Consider the following 16,293-nt stretch of genomic DNA (forward strand, 5'->3'; position numbering starts at 1 on the left):
ATTTTTCTCTAATCTTTTCATTAACTTTGTATCATGAAAGATATTTTGGAAGCGATTGTAGCCAATAAGCAGAAAGAATTGGAGCAATGGAAACAGTATGTCCCATTGAAACAATTGTATGGCATTATCGAATACGAGGGGGCACTGAAGCGTGAAGTACCTTCGCTGAAAGCTGCACTTAACGGTTCTTCTACAATAGGTGTGATAGCAGAATTTGTGCGTAAAACGCCTGCTTTAGACTGGATAAATAAAGACGCAAAGATAAGGAATGTCGGTGCGGATTATGTACGGTATGGAGCTGCTGCCATAAGTATTCCAACCGATTTTACTTATTTTGGTGGGTACGATGAGTTTGTTCAGGAGGCTCGTGCCATCGGTGTAGCCCTGCCTTTGCTGTATAAGAATTATATTATCGACGAATACCAGCTGTTTCAAGCCAAACATGCCGGAGCGTCTGCAGTTATGCTGACTGCCGTATTGCTCGAATTGGCGCATTGCCATTCTTTGGTTTCGCTTGCCCATCAGTTAGGAATGGAGGTAGCATTGGAATTGCATACGCCTGAAGAATTGGACTATCTTGCTTGCAACGCCGATATGGTGGTGGTGAACAATCGTAAGGCTTGCAGCTTTGATATGGACATAAACCGTTCGCTTGAGTTGGCAAAACAGTTGCCTGCAGATATGCTCAAGATAAGCGAAGGGGGCATCGACACGCCCGAAACAGCAAAGAAACTGGCAGCCGTGGGCTATCAAGGTGTCATTATCGGTGAACTGTTTATGCAGGCAGAGAACCCCGGACTTGCGCTTAAAGAGTTTATAAAGAAATTAAAGGAATAGGTCTGAATAATATGATTATAAAAGTTTGTGGCACTCGTGATGCCGAGAATATTCACGCTTTATCAGAACTTGGAGTAGATTGGATAGGCTTTGACTTTCGCCCGGATAGTCCGAATTTCGTGCAACAAATATCGTCTCGTGCGGGCATTATTCCCGATTATGGCAGTCGCGAGGCAGCAATGGGCAAGGATTTGGTACAGAACGATTTTACCATTGGGCATTATCCCCAACGCTTTGGTGTGTTTGCCGATGATATGCCGCAGAATATTGTAACACGAGTGGTGAACTTCAAGCTCGTCATGGTGCAGTTAGATGGCGAGGAGAGCAGCATAATGATAAACAATCTTCGCGCCACGCTCGACCCTGACATTCGCGCAGGCATAAAAATAATGAAGACTTTGCACATTCAATCGGTTGAAGATTTAACACAAAGTAGAGCGTATGAAGGTGCGGTAGATTATTTTCTGTTCAAGATAGATGCCGCAAAGGTCGATTTAAATGTTATCAAAAACTATGCGGGCAATACACCTTTTATAATAGGTGGAGTGTCTTTGGAACAGTTGAATGCTGCGAAAGCTTTCCGACATGCTATGTTTGTCGGCGTAGATTTGGACGCTTGCGCAGATGTACAGACTGCAATAAAGGTTTTAGCCGAACAGAATTGATACGCAAAACGGTGCTATGAAGAAAGTAAAGTGTGTGATAATTGACAATTACGATTCGTTCACTTACAACTTGGTTCATCTTTTACGCGAATTGGGAGCTGAAGTTGCGGTGAAGCAGAACGATAAGTTTGCTTTGGAAGATTTGAAGGAATACGACAAGATAGTGTTGAGTCCCGGTCCCGGCGTACCTTCCGAAGCAGGTTTGTTGCTCGATGTTATTCGCCGCTATGCGGCAACCAAGCCTATGTTGGGCGTATGTTTGGGGCATCAAGCCATAGCCGAAGCCTTTGGCGGAAGTATTGAAAAGCTGTCGAATGTGTTTCACGGAGTAGAAACAATTATAAATGTAAACACACATACACGATTGTTTAATGGCTTGCCTGCACAAATTTCGGTTGGCAGATACCATAGTTGGGTAGTTTCAAAGGATAGTTTTCCCGCTGAATTAGAGGTGATTGCCGAAACTGCCGATGGATTGATAATGGCTTTACAGCACAAGGAATACGACCTGTATGGCATTCAGTTCCACCCGGAAAGTGTATTGACGCCAATGGGAAAAGCCATTGTAGGGAATTGGTTGGCTATCTGAAAATATAATTATGGTTACAATGGAAGATAAGCAAAGCAGATATATTGATACGATAACAGACGATAAGCACGATTGGTATGCCATTCGTTTATACACCATGAAACAGGAAGAAGTGGCACGTTTCTTTACCGAAAAGGGGATAGAAATTTTTATTCCAAAGCAATATACGGCTGAAGAAGACAAGCAGGGTAGGGTGCATCAGAAGCTGAAACCTGTTGTGCGCAACCTTATTTTTGTTAAGAAGACGATGGAAGATACCGATTTTAAACGTTTGATATATCAATCAAACTTTAAGATGAGCGTACTGACAAAGGCAGAAGACAATAGCAAATACAGCATAATTCCCCACGACCAGATGTATGAATTCCGTTTAATGTGCAATCCCGATATTCATCTTCGCAAGTTCCTTTCTGCCGAAGAAGCCCGCTTGAAGACAGGCGATGCGGTGCTTGTGAAGTTTGGACCACTGAAAGGAATGACGGGTCGGCTGGTTCGTTCCAGCAAGAAGTATTATCTACTCAAAGAAATTCCCGGCATCAGTGTTATGCTGAAAGTGTCGCGTTGGTGCTGTGTGCCTCAATAGAACATTGATGGAAACAGCCAGCTTTATGAATGAAAAGAAGACAATAAAACCGTAAATATTTTTCGCAAGCATAGCTGTTGTCTAACGTTTTCATTGTCAAAGTGTTGCACAACCTATTGTTTCGCATTCCAAAACCGTAGGTTTTGCATCGCAAAACAGCCGCTTTCGCAATGCCAAAGCGCAATTACCGCTTTTTAACAGAATTATTTTTACAGAACCGTTGCTATTCCGGTCAAGGACGCTAATAACCGATTGAGGTTAAATAAAAAACGAGAATGCCTTTGTTGTATCGCATTCTCGTTCTATTCTTTAAAATTCGCTGGTGAAGTGGAACTTAATTTCTTTAAAGTCTTGCTGTGCCATACTGAGCACATAACCGGAGTCGGCAAGGAATACATCTCGTCCTTCAATGTCTTTTGCCATATACTGGTATTTTCGCTTTTTGAAACTTTCAAGTGCTTCGGGGGCTTCAGCCTCAATCCAACAAGCCTTGTGCAGGTGGACAGGTTCCCAACGACACTTGGCGTTATATTCGTGTTCCAAGCGATATTGTATAACTTCAAACTGGAGTTGCCCTACTGTTCCAACGATGCGACGGTTGTTAAACTGATTGACAAATAGCTGTGCCACACCTTCGTTCATAAGCTGCTCCAATCCCTTTTGGAATTGTTTCGCCTTCATTGGGTCGTCGTTTTCAATGTATTTGAACAACTCCGGCGAGAAGCTCGGTAGTCCGCGGAAGTGCAAATCTTCTCCTTCTGTCAGCGTATCACCTATTTTGAACACGCCCCCGGTGTCGGGCAAACCTACAATATCGCCGGGATAGGCTTCATCGACGGTACTTTTGCGCTGTGCCATAAACTGCGTTGGCGACGAAAACCGAAGTGTCTTGCCGTTTCTGACGTGGAGATAGGGCTGATTACGCTCAAATCTTCCCGAGCAAACTTTGCAGAAAGCAATACAGCTACGGTGGTTGGGGTCGATATTTGCCGTAATTTTAAAGATGAAACCGCTGAACTTCTTTTCTGCAGGTTCTACCATTCGTTCCTCTGCCATCGTAGGTTTCGGACTCGGTGCGATACGTACGAAGCAGTTCAGAAGCTCTTGTACACCGAAGTTGTTTAAAGCCGAACCGAAGAAAACAGGTGCCACTTCGGCAGCACGATAGGTATCTACATTAAATTCAGGATAAACTCCGTCTACCAATTCAAGGTCGGAACGCAGCTGTTTGGCAAAGTCTTCGCCTACACGGGTGGCAAGTTCTTCATCGTCTAACTTCACTTCTACCGTTTCCGTTACACGTTGCTTGTTAGGCGTAAATAAGTTTAAGTTCTGCTCGAAAATGTTGTAGACGCCTTTAAAACGTTGTCCCTGCCCAATCGGCCATGAAAGCGGACGCACACTAATCTGCAGTTCCTCTTCCAATTCGTCGAGCAATTCGAATGGGTCGCGACCTTCACGGTCCATCTTATTAATAAATATGATAACCGGTGTGTTGCGCATACGGCACACCTCCATCAGCTTTCGGGTCTGCGTTTCCACACCCTTTGCCGAGTCTACAACAATAATAGCCGAGTCTACGGCAGTCAGTGTGCGGTATGTATCTTCTGCAAAGTCTTGGTGTCCGGGGGTGTCTAAGATGTTCACCTTATAGCCTTTATAGTCGAACTCCATAACCGAAGTGGAAACCGAGATACCACGTTGTTTCTCAATATCCATCCAGTCGGACGTTGCCGTTTTCTTTATCTTGTTGCTTTTAACAGCCCCTGCCACTTGAATTTGTCCACCAAAGAGAAGGAATTTCTCGGTAAGCGTTGTCTTACCGGCGTCCGGGTGAGAAATAATGGCAAAGGTTCTTCTGCGTTCTATCTCGTTCATAAAAATATTGTTCGTTGTCTTTTTCGAGCGAAAACTCGTTTTTATACTTCTTTCATCAGGTTCTCCATGCACTTCTTCAAGCTGTCTGCCCAATATGGAACATTCGTGCCAAACGTTTCTTTAATCTTTGTTTTGTCGAAAACCGAATAGGCAGGGCGTTTCACAGGCGAAGGAAACTCGTCGCTGTGGCACGGCTGAATGTTGCAAGCAGTGTTGCCGGCGAGTTCTGCAATCTTCTTTGCGAAATCGTACCAGCTGCAAACTCCCTCGTTCGAAAAGTGGTAAATGCCGGTATTGCCTTCGTATTTTCTGTTCTCAACAATATCAAAGATAGCATTCGCCAAGTCCACAGCGTATGTTGGCGTGCCACATTGGTCGAACACAACTTTTAGTTCGGGCTTCGTAGCAGTAAGGTTCATCATTGTTTTTACGAAGTTTTTGCCAAATTCGCCATATAGCCAAGCCGTTCTAATAATAATATACTTGCCCCCGACAGCTTGTATTTTCTCTTCTCCGTGTAGCTTTGTCAGCCCGTAAACACCCGTTGGCGTTCCCTTTTGGTCTTCTTTACACGGTGTGTTATAAGGGTCTCCGCCGAATACATAGTCCGTACTTACGTGAACCAACAGTCCGTTTACCTCCTTCATAGCCTTTGCAAGGTTCTCCGGAGCCGTAGCATTTAAAGTTTCAACAATATCTCCGGCAGTTTCGGCAGCGTCCACATTTGTCCACGCAGCACAGTTTATAATACATTGTATATTGTGCTCTTTCACGCTTTTGCGTATGTCTTCGAGGTTTGTTATATCAAGTTTCTCGTAACCGTCGCATACATCTGTGAAAATATAGTTGTCTTTGCTTTGTCTTGAAACCACCTGAATGGTGTTGCCCAACATTCCGTTTGCACCTGTTACTAATATGTTCATATCTTCTTTAAATACTTGTTCTTCCTTAATCTTCAAACTGTAATCCTTCGGTTTTGTCCTTTTGATAGTAGTCTGAAAGCATACCAATAAGCGTTGTTATCTCTTTTACGGCAGTTTCGGTCTCTCTGCTTATTTCTTTTTTCTGCAACCGAAGCATCATCACGCCGTAGAGAACATCGAAACACGTTTCCACTTCGCTATGCCCAAGGTTGGTTGCTATCTCTTTTAAATTTGCCTCGTTCTTGCGCGCCATTCTATCTGCGACTTGCTTTGTCTTGCCACGAAGCTCCACGATAAAAGGCAAAACACGATAGTATTCAGCCGAATAGAAGGGGAATTTGGAAGAAGCAAGCAGTTGTGTATGAAGCTCTGTAAGTGCCTGCATTACGACTTTGTTTATCTGCAAATGTCCATTTTCGCGGCAACCTTCCTGATTCATCATTCTTACCAAGTCGCCAAACCAGTCTTCTTCTTCCTCTTTCTGTTCGTCGGTATAATCAAATTTGTCTATATATTCTTTACGAATCCTTGTCAGCGAGCACCCGTAGACACGTATAATGTCTTCGATTTGCCACATATAAAGCAAGTATTCGGCAATACTTTTCTTTCTTAATTCCTTAGCAACAAACATATATGATATGTCTTTATTAATAATAAGAAGGCAAGTGATAAAGATTAAACACTGTACCAATTAACACTATGAGCGAGAAAATAATAACCACCGAACCGATAATTCTGTTGATTATCAAAATTCCGTTCATATTGAATATATCGTGAATTTTGTTTATAAGCCACGTCAGACCATACCACCAAAGCAACGCTCCTAACGGTATGGAGGCCAAGCCGATGCCCATTTCAACAGGGCGAGAGGGCTGTATAAAGGCAAATTGCGCAAAGGTGGCAATGAAGAGGAACATTATCATTGGATTAGAAAAAGTAACAAGGAATGCCGTCAGCCCGTTGTGAAACAGCGTTCCCTTTGTTTTTCCGCTCTGATGCATCTTCTTGGTAGGGTCTGACATAAAGCAGTAAATACCGAAAAGCATTAGAATAACACTTCCTGAAATCTGCAAAATAAACTGATTGGCGGGGTTTTGCAACGGCTCCATAATAAAACTCATACCGAAGCCCACTATCAAAGCATAGATGATGTCGCTGATAGCAGCTCCAACACCAGTTATAAAACCGTACCATCGTCCTTTGTTCAGTGTTCTCTGAATACACAAAATACCTACCGGTCCCATTGGCGCCGAGGCAATGATACCTATCAATATACCTTTAAAGATGAAATCAAGTATATCTAATTGGATTGGAAAAGGCATGTTCATATTTTGACTGCAAAATTGCAAAAATTATATGGAATAAGCAAATTTACTCACTAAAAGTTTGTCGTATTCGGCTTTTTTCATAACTTTGCCTTCCTAATTAAACAATAAAATATATAAAATGATAGACGTACAAGAGCTTAAACCATTCGTTATAGGATTGGATTTGGGAGGCACGAACTCTGTTTTCGGCATAGTAGACCAACGTGGTCAGGTACTTGGAACCACATCAATAAAAACCCAAAGTTATAAAACCGTTGAGGATTTTGTAGATGCAGGCATCGAAGTGCTGAAGCCTATTGTTGCTAAGGTAGGAGGAATCAGCCAGATTAAGGCAATGGGAATAGGTGCGCCTAATGGCAATTTCTATCGCGGAACCATCGAGAATGCTGCAAACTTGGTTTGGGCACACGATTGTGTTGTGCCATTGGCAGATATGTTTTCAGAGCGTTTGGGCATACCCGTAGGTCTTACCAACGATGCCAATGCTGCAGCAATAGGCGAAATGCAATACGGTGTAGCAAGGGGAATGAAAGACTTTATCATGATAACGCTTGGCACAGGCGTCGGTTCGGGCATTGTTGTGAACGGACAAATGGTTTATGGTTCTGACGGTTTTGCAGGCGAACTCGGACACGTTACAATGGTACGTGGCGAAGAAGGGCGTTCTTGCGGTTGTGGCAGAAAGGGCTGCTTGGAGGCTTATTGCTCGGCTACGGGTGTGGCGCGCACGGCTCGCGAGTTCTTGCAGAAGTCGAAAGAACCATCGTTGCTTCGTGAGATAAACATTGAGGAAGTAACATCGCTCGACGTGTCGATTGCTGCCGGAAAGGGCGACAAGCTGGCTTTGGATATATTTGACTTTACGGGCGACATGCTTGGAGCTGCTTGTGCCGACTTTGCAAGTTTTACTTCGCCGGAGGCTTTCGTATTCTTTGGCGGTTTGACAAAAGCAGGCGACTTGCTTATGAACCCCATCAAGACCGCCTACGCAAAGTACGTACTGCCTACTTACAGGGATAATGTGAAGTTCCTTGTAAGCTCGCTCGACGATGCTGCCGCCGCCGTTTTGGGCGCATCGGCTATTGGTTGGGAGATGTAATCCGAACTATAATATTACCATAAAGGCGTTGCACTGACATTGCAACGCCTTTTTTATTTTTGCACAGACCGATAATTGGTTTGCCCGACAGATTATGCGGATAAGCCTGTCGTATTGTTTTTCGGAATGGAGGAAGTCTTTTAGAAACGGTTCTGCTTTGCCACCATCTTCCTTTTTATAATGTGAGTTCGGCATAAGAAAGCAGATGAAGCGAGTAATCTTGTTGATGTTTTTAAGCAAGTTCTTTAACAAAACAATGAGAGATTTTCTGTCTGATTTTGTAAAGATAATTCTGTTAAAAAGTGATATAATCGCTTTGGCGTTGCGAAACCGTAGGTTTAACAACGCAAAACCTACGGTTTTACCGTGCAAAACCTACGGTTTTGGAATGCCAAACAATAGGTTTTGCAATGCGTTGATAGCGAGATAGTTACGCAACAGCTATTCTTGCGAAAAATGTTTACGTTTTTAGCGCACTCAACATCAATATTTTGTCTACTTCTGTGATGCCGTTTTGCTCGAACATATAGCTGTCGTTGTCGAACTCTTCCTCTAATTTGGCGTCGGGGTGGTTTATTCTCCACTGCACGAAGTAGTTTTTTGCCTCGCTCGGATTGCCGTTCACCCAATGCGCGTAGGCAATGTTGAGCGCATCGTCGGGTAGCGGGTCGGTTTCCGTGAGTGCGTTGTAGATGTGCAAAGCCTTTTCTCCGTTGCCGTTGCAGATAAGCGTCCACGCCAAAAGACGCTTTATTCGGTTATCCGTTTCGTCGCTTAGGTCGAGTTCGTACGCTTTGTTCAGTGCCGTTTTCGTATCGCCTGTGGCTATCAGACAAAGACAATAGTTTATGGCGTATGGCTTAACGTCGGGCAGAAGTTCGCACAACCTGCCGTAACAGTGCAAGCCGAGTCCGTAGTCCTTGCGTTTCAGGGCAAAAGCCCCTGCTGTTTTCAGCACCCAAGTGTTGTCGGGCTCTGTGCCAATTGCTCTCAAGAAGTGTTCCAAGGCTTCGTTTTTGTGCCCTTCGCGTTCGGCTTTTAGCCCCATAAACACCTGATAGGTAGCTGTTTCGCTGTAAAAGAGTTCGAGTATTTCGTCTAAATCGTCTTCGCGCTTGTGTTTGTGCAGGAACATCGACAAAGACATTTTAGGCTCGATATAGGTTTCTTTCACGAACAAATCGTGCATCATAAAGAACGCCTTATAGCTGCCGCTCTTCTTGAAAGGGTTGGCAATGTCTTTGTTGAACGCTAATTTTACCTCGAAAAAGCGGTACAAATCCTGTATGTAAAGGCGACGAAGGAAATCGGGTGTATAGTCTGACGGTTCCGAAACGGGCAGTACGATGCCGTCGCCCGACTTTATCACTTCCAATATATTGGCCGGTAACTGGTTGATTATCTGCGCTATGGTGAGTGCAAGCGAATATTTGTCCGACTCGCAGAAAAGCCCTTGCTCCGTCATTTTATCGAGAACCGAACTGTCGCCGAGCTTTTGTGCCACCTCTTTCAGCCCGGGGTGGTGGGCACTGAACGGCATAAACCAGTTGGCAATATGGTCGAAAAAGGGGAAACGTTTCATCTTGCTGAAACCTCCGAAGTAGATGTCGGAACCTTGTTGCTGCATCTTCATCATCTTCTGAATGCTCTCCTCCATCATCTCCATCTTGCGTTCGTCGGCATCGGGGTGCAGAATGTTTTCCAAAGGGTCGCCCTCTTTCTCTGTAATGCCGAAACGGTTGAACTGCAAGTCTGAATTTTTCATGATGTTGGGCATAATGTCGCGCTGTATCTTGTCGTTGTCGCGCTCGGCGTCCATGCAGTTGAACATCTGCTTTTGCAGGTTCAGCAGTTCGCGTTTCATATCCTCGTTGGTTATCAGTCCGTCCATAAGCGATGCCTGTTCCTTTACAAACAGTGGGTCATCGGTGAGCGACAGCACGCAGCCCACTAAGGCACGCTGGCGCACTTTCTCTTCTTGGGCGTGTCGGTAAACATTTACGAGGGTGGAAAACTTCTTCACATCGTAGATTGTCATCGTAGAAAGGGTGATGGCACTTACGATAAGCATTTGGTCGGAAGCATCGATGGTGGGTGATGAGAGTAGGTCGGTGTAGAATTTGGCATCGTTTGCAGACCATTGGCGCGATACCAAAAGGGCATTGAAAAGGCGTTCTATGAAGGTTTGGTGGCGTTCGTAGAGTTCCGTTTCCTTGTTTTTTCGTTCCTCTTCGGGGACTAACGAGAGCATAGCAATGTCGGAAACGAAGTTTTCCAGCACAGAGTGCACGAAGCTATGACTGAGATTTAGCCAGTCGGCAGTGCGGAAAGCGTCAATGAAAGTAGGTTTGTTCTTGCAGTTCCAACTTAGCAGCAAGTTGGCAGTAACCTTGTAAAGCCGTTCCAAGAGCGAGTTGTAAAGTCCTTCGCGGGCAGGGTCTTTGAAACCCCGCAGCATATAGTCGCACATTAAATTGTAGTCGTTCGCAATGGCAATAAACTTGTCGTAGTCTGCCAACGAGGGCTTGCCGTCGTATATTGGCTGCAATACTTTAATGGCTTCGTCTAACTGTTTGGCACTTAAATGCTCGAAAGCAGTGCCAATATTCTTTTCTACGTTCAATGCTGTGTCCTCTTTTGTTCTGTTTCTGCTGTGTTCCTATTCTGTTTCTATGGCGTTGTTGCCGGCTTGCAACCGTGCTCCGGACTTGTTATGGGATAAGATTTTTTGCCTTGTCGATGTCTTTTTCGCGTGGCATAATTACTCGTTTGTAGGTCATCTTGGGCAGTTTAGCCACCACTTTGTCGTCTACTTTCATGTATTTCTTGATGAGTGGCGCAAAGTATTGTACGGAATGACTGTTCAATAAGTCCACCGCCTTGTTGTAAGCAGCCTCGAAAGCACGCTGATGTTCTATTTTCGGATTGTTCACATAGACGATAGCACCGGGTATGAAATTCTCTTTTACCGAGCTATATATTTCTCGGTTGCCCAAGAGCTTGGCTTGTGTGGTTTGCGGTTCGCTCGTCCAGATAGCGTCTATTTGGTTGTTGTTGAGCATTCTCAGACGGATAAAGATGTCGTTAATCTGCGAGCCGTAGAAGCTGGAATTAATGTCGTGGGCAGAGAAAACGCGTATCGTGAGGTATTGTATTATGGAATTGAAAGTCAGACCGATAATCTTGTCGCCCAAGTCTTCCGGACTTTTCACGCCCGATTGCGGTGTTGCCAAGAGCTGCCAAGTAGCGTTTGTTTCGGTCATATAGTCGAGTACGACATGGTTTTCCTCTTTCAGGTGTTCCGCCCGAACAAGGTCTGTAACCGAAGCCTGTACGCGTCCGCGTTCCATAGCTGTGTCGCAATTCAGTTGCGATGAATATTCCTTCAGCCGAATGTCTATTTCATCGGGATTATACAGACTGCTATCTTTGAGCAAAAATATGGGCAGACAGTCCATTGTAGGCGTTACACCCACTTTGAACGCACGTGCATAGGCAACTTCCTCTACCTTATTTCTGCGCTTTTCGATTAGCGAATCTTCCTCTTCGGATACTTGACAGCCAACCAATGCGATAGCTGCAAAGAGCAGCAAGTATTTTATTCTCTCCATAATATTGCAAAAGTAAATAATAATTTTGTAATAACGAAAAAAAAGAACTACTTTTGTAGTTAAATTATGACAAAAGATAAAACAGCATACGTCTGCGATAACTGCGGACAGGAAAGTGCAAAATGGATTGGCAAATGTCCGAACTGCGGACAGTGGAACACGTTCAAGCAAATCCGTATCGCCCCCAACACGGGGTTGAGTACGGGCGAAAAGTTGGTTACAAGCACATTTGGCGCACCGAAGCGCAACGTTCCGCAACCCCTCAATGCGGTGTCTTCGGCAGAAGAAATCCGTATCGACATGAAGGACAACGAGTTAAACCGTGTCCTCGGCGGTGGACTTGTGGTGGGCAGTATGGTGCTTATCGGGGGCGAACCCGGTATCGGAAAGAGCACGCTGATGCTGCAAACGTTGCTCGCCACTGCTCGAAAGGTGCTCTATGTAAGCGGTGAGGAAAGTCCGCAACAAATTAAGATGCGTGCATTGCGTATTGCCGAGACCATTCCGGATAACATCGTGATACTTTCGGAAACATCTGTTGAGAAGATATTCAGTTGTATCAAGGACGTTAAACCCGAACTATTGGTTGTGGACTCTATACAAACGATTGCAACAGAAACGGTTGCGAGCAGTGCCGGAAGTATTACTCAAATACGGGAAAGTGCTGCTGCTTTGCTGCAATTAGCCAAATCGAGCGATATTCCCGTCATTCTTATCGGCCATATCAATAAGGAAGGTTCCATTGCGGGGCCGAAAGTGCTGGAACATATCGTCGATACGGTGTTGCAATTCGAAGGCGACCAGCACTATATGTACCGCATTTTGCGCAGTATAAAGAACCGTTTCGGCTCTACTTCCGAACTTGGGATATACGAAATGCGCCAAAACGGCTTGCGTCCGGTAAGCAATCCGTCGGAATTGCTGCTCGCCGACACTCCCGACGACCTATCGGGCGTTGCCATTTCGAGCACTATCGAGGGGGTGCGCCCCTTTCTTGTGGAAACGCAAGCCCTTGTTTCGTCGGCTGCTTACGGCACTCCGCAACGTTCGGCAACAGGTTTCGACCAGCGTCGCCTCAATATGCTGCTTGCCGTGCTTGAGAAACGCGTGGGCTTTAAGCTGATGCAGAAGGACGTTTTCCTGAATATTGCCGGCGGATTGCGCATTACCGACATGGCAATGGACTTGAGTGTGATAGCGGCAGTGCTGTCGTCGAATGTCGATACGCCCATCGAGGCAGGCTGGTGCATGGCAGGCGAAGTGGGATTAAGCGGCGAAGTGCGCCCCGTAAGTCGTATAGAGCAACGCATTGCCGAAGCCGAGAAGTTGGGTTTCAGCCATATCATCATTCCAAAAAACAATGCTCAAGGCTTGAAAGGCAGATACAAGATAGCCACCCACCCCGTTGCGAAGGTGGAGGAAGCCTTGCGCCTGCTCTTCGGATAAAGGGTCGGACAAGGCGATAGAAGCGTAAATATTTTTCGCAAGCGTAGCTGTTGTGTAACCGTTTGTATGCCAATGCTTTGCGAAACCTATTGTTTTACGTTTCAAAAGCGTAGGTTTTGCACGGTAAAAGCGTAGGTTTTGCGTTGCAAAACAGCCGCTTTTGCAATGCCAAATCGAAATTCTCGTTTTCCGTTTAAATAATCTTTACAAAACAAAAAGGCTGATAGAGCGTTCTATCAGCCTTTTCGTTGTATAATCGTAATGTATGTATCGTTTAACCCAAATCGTCATTAGCATTCTAATGAACCGATTGGAGTTTAATCGAGCACGCTTCCTTTGGTCAGTGCAAACCTACCTGCACCCGTGAAACAAAGGGCGGCAGCACCGAGCAGATAGAGCATTGGCAGTTCGATAGCCCAACCACCGGTTGCCGGGTCGATGGTAAATATCTGTCCCATGTGTGCCATAAGGATAGCTACTACCATGTTGCCGACCATTACGACTGCTGCTGCGCGTGTCCAAATGCCAAGCACAATCATGATGGAACCGATGAGTTCGGTTGCCACGGCAAACCATGCGATGAAAGAGGGAAGCCCCATGCTTTCGAGCATACCGCCAATAAAAGCGTAGCCGCCCATAACTTTTGCCACTCCGTGGAAGAGCATCAGTCCACCCACTGTTAGTCGAAGAACCAGCAAACCGAAGTCGTTGCTGCGAAGAAAATCTTTGTTTAATGTCATAATCCTGTTCCTTTCTTTTTACTTTAAATAATTAATTAATGTGTAAGCGTAAGGTGTGCTTGGTGTCAAGCAGTCCTTTTTGCTTCGTTACTATGTTTATGTTATCTTTCTGAATAGCAAATATTTGCTTCTCTTTGTGCAAGTAAAACATTTGTTTTCTTGCAGATGGGGCTTGCGAAGGCAATGTTATTCCAGTTCGGAAAGTTCGAGCCAACGCAGTTCTTTCGCGTCCAACTCGTCTTTTTTCTTCGGCAGGAGTTTGCTGATTTCGGTGAGCCGGTCTATTTCGAGCGTTCCCGAACAGAGTTGTTCCTCCATTGTGGCAATCTCTTCTGTGAGCTTTTCAATGTCCGCCGTGAGCATTTCGTATTCCCGTTTCTCCTTGTAGCTCATGCGTTTGCGCATTTCGTTGTGGTAATCGCGCTGCGTTGCGGTTTTCTTTTCCTTTGTCTTGTTTTCTTCTACCGTCTCTTTGGTTTTCAAAGTCTGGTATTCGCGGAACTGCGTATAGTTTCCGGGGAAGTCCTTTACCTGTCCGTCGCCTTTGAAAACGAGCAGATGGTCTACCACCTTATCCATGAAATAGCGGTCGTGCGACACCACGATGACGCAGCCGGGGAAGTCTTGCAAGTACTCTTCGAGTATCTGAAGCGTCTGAATATCAAGGTCGTTGGTAGGCTCGTCGAGTATCAGGAAGTTCGGATTGCGCATCAGTACGGTGCACAAATATAGCTTTCGCTTTTCTCCTCCCGACAGTTTTGCAACGTAGTTGTGCTGCATTTCGGGCGTGAAAAGGAAGTAGTTGAGGAATTGCGATGCCGTCATGTGGCGACCACCGCCGAGGTCTATGTAGTCGGCAATGTCGGTTATGATGTCGATAACCTTTTGGTCGCTGCGGAATTTCAGTCCGTCTTGCGAGAAATAACCGAAGTTTACGGTTTCCCCGATGTCGAATTTACCACTGTCGGGATTCACCAATCCGAGCAGCATCTTGATGAATGTAGACTTGCCGGTGCCGTTGTTGCCCACAATTCCCATCTTTTCAAAGCGGGCAAAGTTGTAGTAGAAGTCTTTCAGTATGACCTTTTCGTCGAACGACTTCGATACATAGAGGCACTCGAATATCTTGCTGCCGATGTAAACGTTGGACGCTTTCAGTCGGATTTGCCTTTCTTCGATGCGTTGCAGTGCCTTTGCCTGTAGTTCGTAGAAGGCTTCTTCGCGATAGCGTGCCTTGTGTCCGCGTGCCTGCGGCTGCCTTCGCATCCACTCTAACTCGGTGCGGTAGAGGTTGTTGGCGCGTGCAATCTCTGCCCGCGTGTTGGCAATGCGTTCCTGTCGCTTCTCCAAATAGAACGAATAGTTGCCCCGATAGGTGTAGATGGTGCGGTCGTCGAGTTCGAGAATAATGTTGCAGACGTTGTCGAGGAAGTACCGGTCGTGCGTAACCATGAGGAGCGTCTTGTTCCCTCTTGCGAGAAAGCCTTCGAGCCACTCTATCATTTCGAGGTCGAGGTGGTTGGTAGGCTCGTCGAGAATGAGCAAATCGGGTTCAAGTATCAGCACGTTTGCCAATGCCACACGCTTCTGTTGTCCGCCGCTAAGCTGCCCCATGGGTTGGTTTAGGTCGGTTATCTTGAGCGTGGTGAGTATCTGTTTGGCTTTCAATACCTTGTCCGGGTCGCCTGATGATTGAAACAAGCGTCGAGAACCGACTCTTCGGGGTTGAATTTCGGACTTTGTTCCAAGCAGCCGATGCGCAAATCGTTGCGGTAGACAATGCTTCCCGACTCGTAGCCCTCCTTTCCTGTGAGTATGGAAAGCAGGGTAGACTTGCCCGTTCCGTTCTTCGCAATCAGTCCGACGTGCTGTCCTTCGGCAATGGAGAAGGATATTTCGTCGAACAGAACTTGCGCTCCGAAGCGTTTCGACAGCTTTTGAACGTCTAAATAAGGTATCTGCGCCATGGTTTATTCGGCTGTATCGTTTGCCAATGCCGTATTGATGCTCTCGATATAGTCGAGCAATTCCTCTCTGCCCAGCTTGCTTTCGGACGACGTAATGAAGTAGGGTGGGGTGATTTCCCACGTGTCTTCCAGCTTATTCATCCATGCTTCGGCGTTTGCTTTCGCCTTTCCTACAGAGAGTTTGTCGGCTTTTGTGAAGACGATAGAGAAAGGAATGTTGCTTTGTCCCAACCAGTCGATGAACTCACGGTCTATCTTTTGCTGCTCGTGGCGTATGTCGATGAGTACGAATACGTTCACGAGCTGCTTGCGCTGCAAGATGTATTGTGCAATCATTTGTTCGAGCTTGTTGCGCACAGTCTTAGAGTTCTTTGCGTAGCCGTAGCCGGGAAGGTCTACGATATACCACTCCTTGTTGATGATAAAGTGGTTGATGAGCAACGTTTTACCGGGCTTTGCCGATGTCTTGGCAAGTCCCTTGTGGTTGCAAAGCATATTTATCAGGCTCGACTTGCCCACGTTCGACCGACCGATGAACGCATATTCGTTCTTCGTATCGTTAGGACACTTCGCTATTGTAGGCGATGATATGCTGAAATCCGAAGTCTTTATTATCATATTGGTGGG

At 45.7% G+C, this 16,293-nt stretch carries 14 protein-coding genes and 1 pseudogene; 6 read left to right on the forward strand and 9 right to left on the reverse strand.

Annotated elements, in window-relative coordinates; genetic code table 11:
• Positions 1-33 precede the first annotated feature (33 nt).
• Genes JCM15124_RS07420 through JCM15124_RS07435 form a run of 4 tightly spaced genes read left to right on the forward strand, consistent with a single transcriptional unit; the run spans position 34 to position 2,674 of the window.
• Entirely contained in the window at positions 34-837 is an 804-nt protein-coding gene (locus tag JCM15124_RS07420) for an indole-3-glycerol phosphate synthase TrpC (protein WP_024998909.1), read from the forward strand.
• 11 nt (positions 838-848) lie between these two features.
• Positions 849-1,502, forward strand: coding sequence for a phosphoribosylanthranilate isomerase (locus tag JCM15124_RS07425; RefSeq protein WP_024998910.1), 654 nt, complete (start codon positions 849-851; stop codon positions 1,500-1,502).
• 16 nt (positions 1,503-1,518) lie between these two features.
• Positions 1,519-2,091, forward strand: a complete 573-nt coding sequence (locus JCM15124_RS07430; protein WP_024998911.1) for an anthranilate synthase component II — start codon at positions 1,519-1,521, stop codon at positions 2,089-2,091.
• Positions 2,092-2,110: 19 nt separating this feature from the next.
• Positions 2,111-2,674, forward strand: a complete 564-nt coding sequence (locus JCM15124_RS07435; protein WP_024998912.1) for a UpxY family transcription antiterminator — start codon at positions 2,111-2,113, stop codon at positions 2,672-2,674.
• 309 nt (positions 2,675-2,983) lie between these two features.
• On the opposite strand, the gene JCM15124_RS07440 is transcribed toward JCM15124_RS07435, so the two are convergent.
• The 4 genes from JCM15124_RS07440 to JCM15124_RS07455 are packed head-to-tail and all read right to left on the reverse strand — an operon-like array spanning position 2,984 to position 6,803.
• Positions 2,984-4,552 carry a peptide chain release factor 3 gene (locus tag JCM15124_RS07440; protein WP_024998913.1) on the reverse strand — a complete coding sequence of 523 codons (1,569 nt, stop codon included), beginning with the start codon at positions 4,550-4,552 and terminating at the stop codon, positions 2,984-2,986.
• A gap of 41 nt (positions 4,553-4,593) precedes the next feature.
• Positions 4,594-5,475, reverse strand: a complete 882-nt coding sequence (gene rfbD / locus JCM15124_RS07445) for a dTDP-4-dehydrorhamnose reductase (RefSeq protein ID WP_024998914.1) — start codon at positions 5,473-5,475, stop codon at positions 4,594-4,596.
• Between the two features lie 25 nt (positions 5,476-5,500).
• Positions 5,501-6,106, reverse strand: coding sequence for a DUF4924 family protein (locus JCM15124_RS07450; protein WP_024998915.1), 606 nt, complete (start codon positions 6,104-6,106; stop codon positions 5,501-5,503).
• A 16-nt stretch (positions 6,107-6,122) separates the two neighbouring features.
• Positions 6,123-6,803 carry a LysE family translocator gene (locus tag JCM15124_RS07455; protein WP_036885240.1) on the reverse strand — a complete coding sequence of 227 codons (681 nt, stop codon included), beginning with the start codon at positions 6,801-6,803 and terminating at the stop codon, positions 6,123-6,125.
• 118 nt (positions 6,804-6,921) lie between these two features.
• On the opposite strand from JCM15124_RS07455, the gene JCM15124_RS07460 reads away from it, so the two are divergent.
• Positions 6,922-7,902 carry an ROK family protein gene (locus JCM15124_RS07460; protein ID WP_198019129.1) on the forward strand — a complete coding sequence of 327 codons (981 nt, stop codon included), beginning with the start codon at positions 6,922-6,924 and terminating at the stop codon, positions 7,900-7,902.
• A gap of 460 nt (positions 7,903-8,362) precedes the next feature.
• Here JCM15124_RS07460 and JCM15124_RS07470 read toward each other — a convergent pair whose 3' ends face one another.
• Both JCM15124_RS07470 and JCM15124_RS07475 read right to left on the reverse strand, forming a co-directional pair.
• Entirely contained in the window at positions 8,363-10,525 is a 2,163-nt protein-coding gene (locus JCM15124_RS07470; protein ID WP_024998919.1) for a tetratricopeptide repeat protein, read from the reverse strand.
• A gap of 88 nt (positions 10,526-10,613) precedes the next feature.
• Positions 10,614-11,513, reverse strand: coding sequence for an ABC transporter substrate-binding protein (locus JCM15124_RS07475; RefSeq protein WP_024998920.1), 900 nt, complete (start codon positions 11,511-11,513; stop codon positions 10,614-10,616).
• Between the two features lie 66 nt (positions 11,514-11,579).
• On the opposite strand from JCM15124_RS07475, the gene radA reads away from it, so the two are divergent.
• Positions 11,580-12,959, forward strand: a complete 1,380-nt coding sequence (gene radA / locus JCM15124_RS07480; protein WP_024998921.1) for a DNA repair protein RadA — start codon at positions 11,580-11,582, stop codon at positions 12,957-12,959.
• A gap of 317 nt (positions 12,960-13,276) precedes the next feature.
• On the opposite strand, the gene JCM15124_RS07485 is transcribed toward radA, so the two are convergent.
• The 3 genes and pseudogenes from JCM15124_RS07485 to yihA form a co-directional block, all read right to left on the reverse strand.
• Complete coding sequence (locus tag JCM15124_RS07485) at positions 13,277-13,699, reverse strand: DoxX family protein (RefSeq protein ID WP_024998922.1); 423 nt, start codon at positions 13,697-13,699, stop codon at positions 13,277-13,279.
• Positions 13,700-13,885: 186 nt separating this feature from the next.
• A pseudogene (locus JCM15124_RS13730) lies at positions 13,886-15,666 on the reverse strand (ABC-F family ATP-binding cassette domain-containing protein).
• A 3-nt stretch (positions 15,667-15,669) separates the two neighbouring features.
• Complete coding sequence (yihA, locus tag JCM15124_RS07500; RefSeq protein ID WP_024998923.1) at positions 15,670-16,284, reverse strand: ribosome biogenesis GTP-binding protein YihA/YsxC; 615 nt, start codon at positions 16,282-16,284, stop codon at positions 15,670-15,672.
• Between the last annotated feature and the right edge of the window lie 9 nt (positions 16,285-16,293).

Source organism: Prevotella falsenii DSM 22864 = JCM 15124 (assembly GCF_000613945.1).
In the GTDB taxonomy this organism is placed as follows: domain Bacteria; phylum Bacteroidota; class Bacteroidia; order Bacteroidales; family Bacteroidaceae; genus Prevotella; species Prevotella falsenii.

What these genes read in the sequence shown, in the direction of transcription:
- JCM15124_RS07430 (WP_024998911.1), top strand. Translation starts at nt 1,519, where the DNA reads ATGAAGAAAGTAAAGTGTGTGATAATTGACAATTACGATTCGTTCACT.
- radA (WP_024998921.1), top strand. Translation starts at nt 11,580, where the DNA reads ATGACAAAAGATAAAACAGCATACGTCTGCGATAACTGCGGACAGGAA.
- JCM15124_RS07435 (WP_024998912.1), top strand. Translation starts at nt 2,111, where the DNA reads ATGGAAGATAAGCAAAGCAGATATATTGATACGATAACAGACGATAAG.
- yihA (WP_024998923.1), bottom strand. Translation starts at nt 16,284, where the DNA reads ATGATAATAAAGACTTCGGATTTCAGCATATCATCGCCTACAATAGCG.
- JCM15124_RS07425 (WP_024998910.1), top strand. Translation starts at nt 849, where the DNA reads ATGATTATAAAAGTTTGTGGCACTCGTGATGCCGAGAATATTCACGCT.
- JCM15124_RS07450 (WP_024998915.1), bottom strand. Translation starts at nt 6,106, where the DNA reads ATGTTTGTTGCTAAGGAATTAAGAAAGAAAAGTATTGCCGAATACTTG.
- JCM15124_RS07475 (WP_024998920.1), bottom strand. Translation starts at nt 11,513, where the DNA reads ATGGAGAGAATAAAATACTTGCTGCTCTTTGCAGCTATCGCATTGGTT.
- JCM15124_RS07485 (WP_024998922.1), bottom strand. Translation starts at nt 13,699, where the DNA reads ATGACATTAAACAAAGATTTTCTTCGCAGCAACGACTTCGGTTTGCTG.
- JCM15124_RS07455 (WP_036885240.1), bottom strand. Translation starts at nt 6,803, where the DNA reads ATGAACATGCCTTTTCCAATCCAATTAGATATACTTGATTTCATCTTT.
- JCM15124_RS07420 (WP_024998909.1), top strand. Translation starts at nt 34, where the DNA reads ATGAAAGATATTTTGGAAGCGATTGTAGCCAATAAGCAGAAAGAATTG.
- JCM15124_RS07460 (WP_198019129.1), top strand. Translation starts at nt 6,922, where the DNA reads ATGATAGACGTACAAGAGCTTAAACCATTCGTTATAGGATTGGATTTG.
- rfbD (WP_024998914.1), bottom strand. Translation starts at nt 5,475, where the DNA reads ATGAACATATTAGTAACAGGTGCAAACGGAATGTTGGGCAACACCATT.
- JCM15124_RS07440 (WP_024998913.1), bottom strand. Translation starts at nt 4,552, where the DNA reads ATGAACGAGATAGAACGCAGAAGAACCTTTGCCATTATTTCTCACCCG.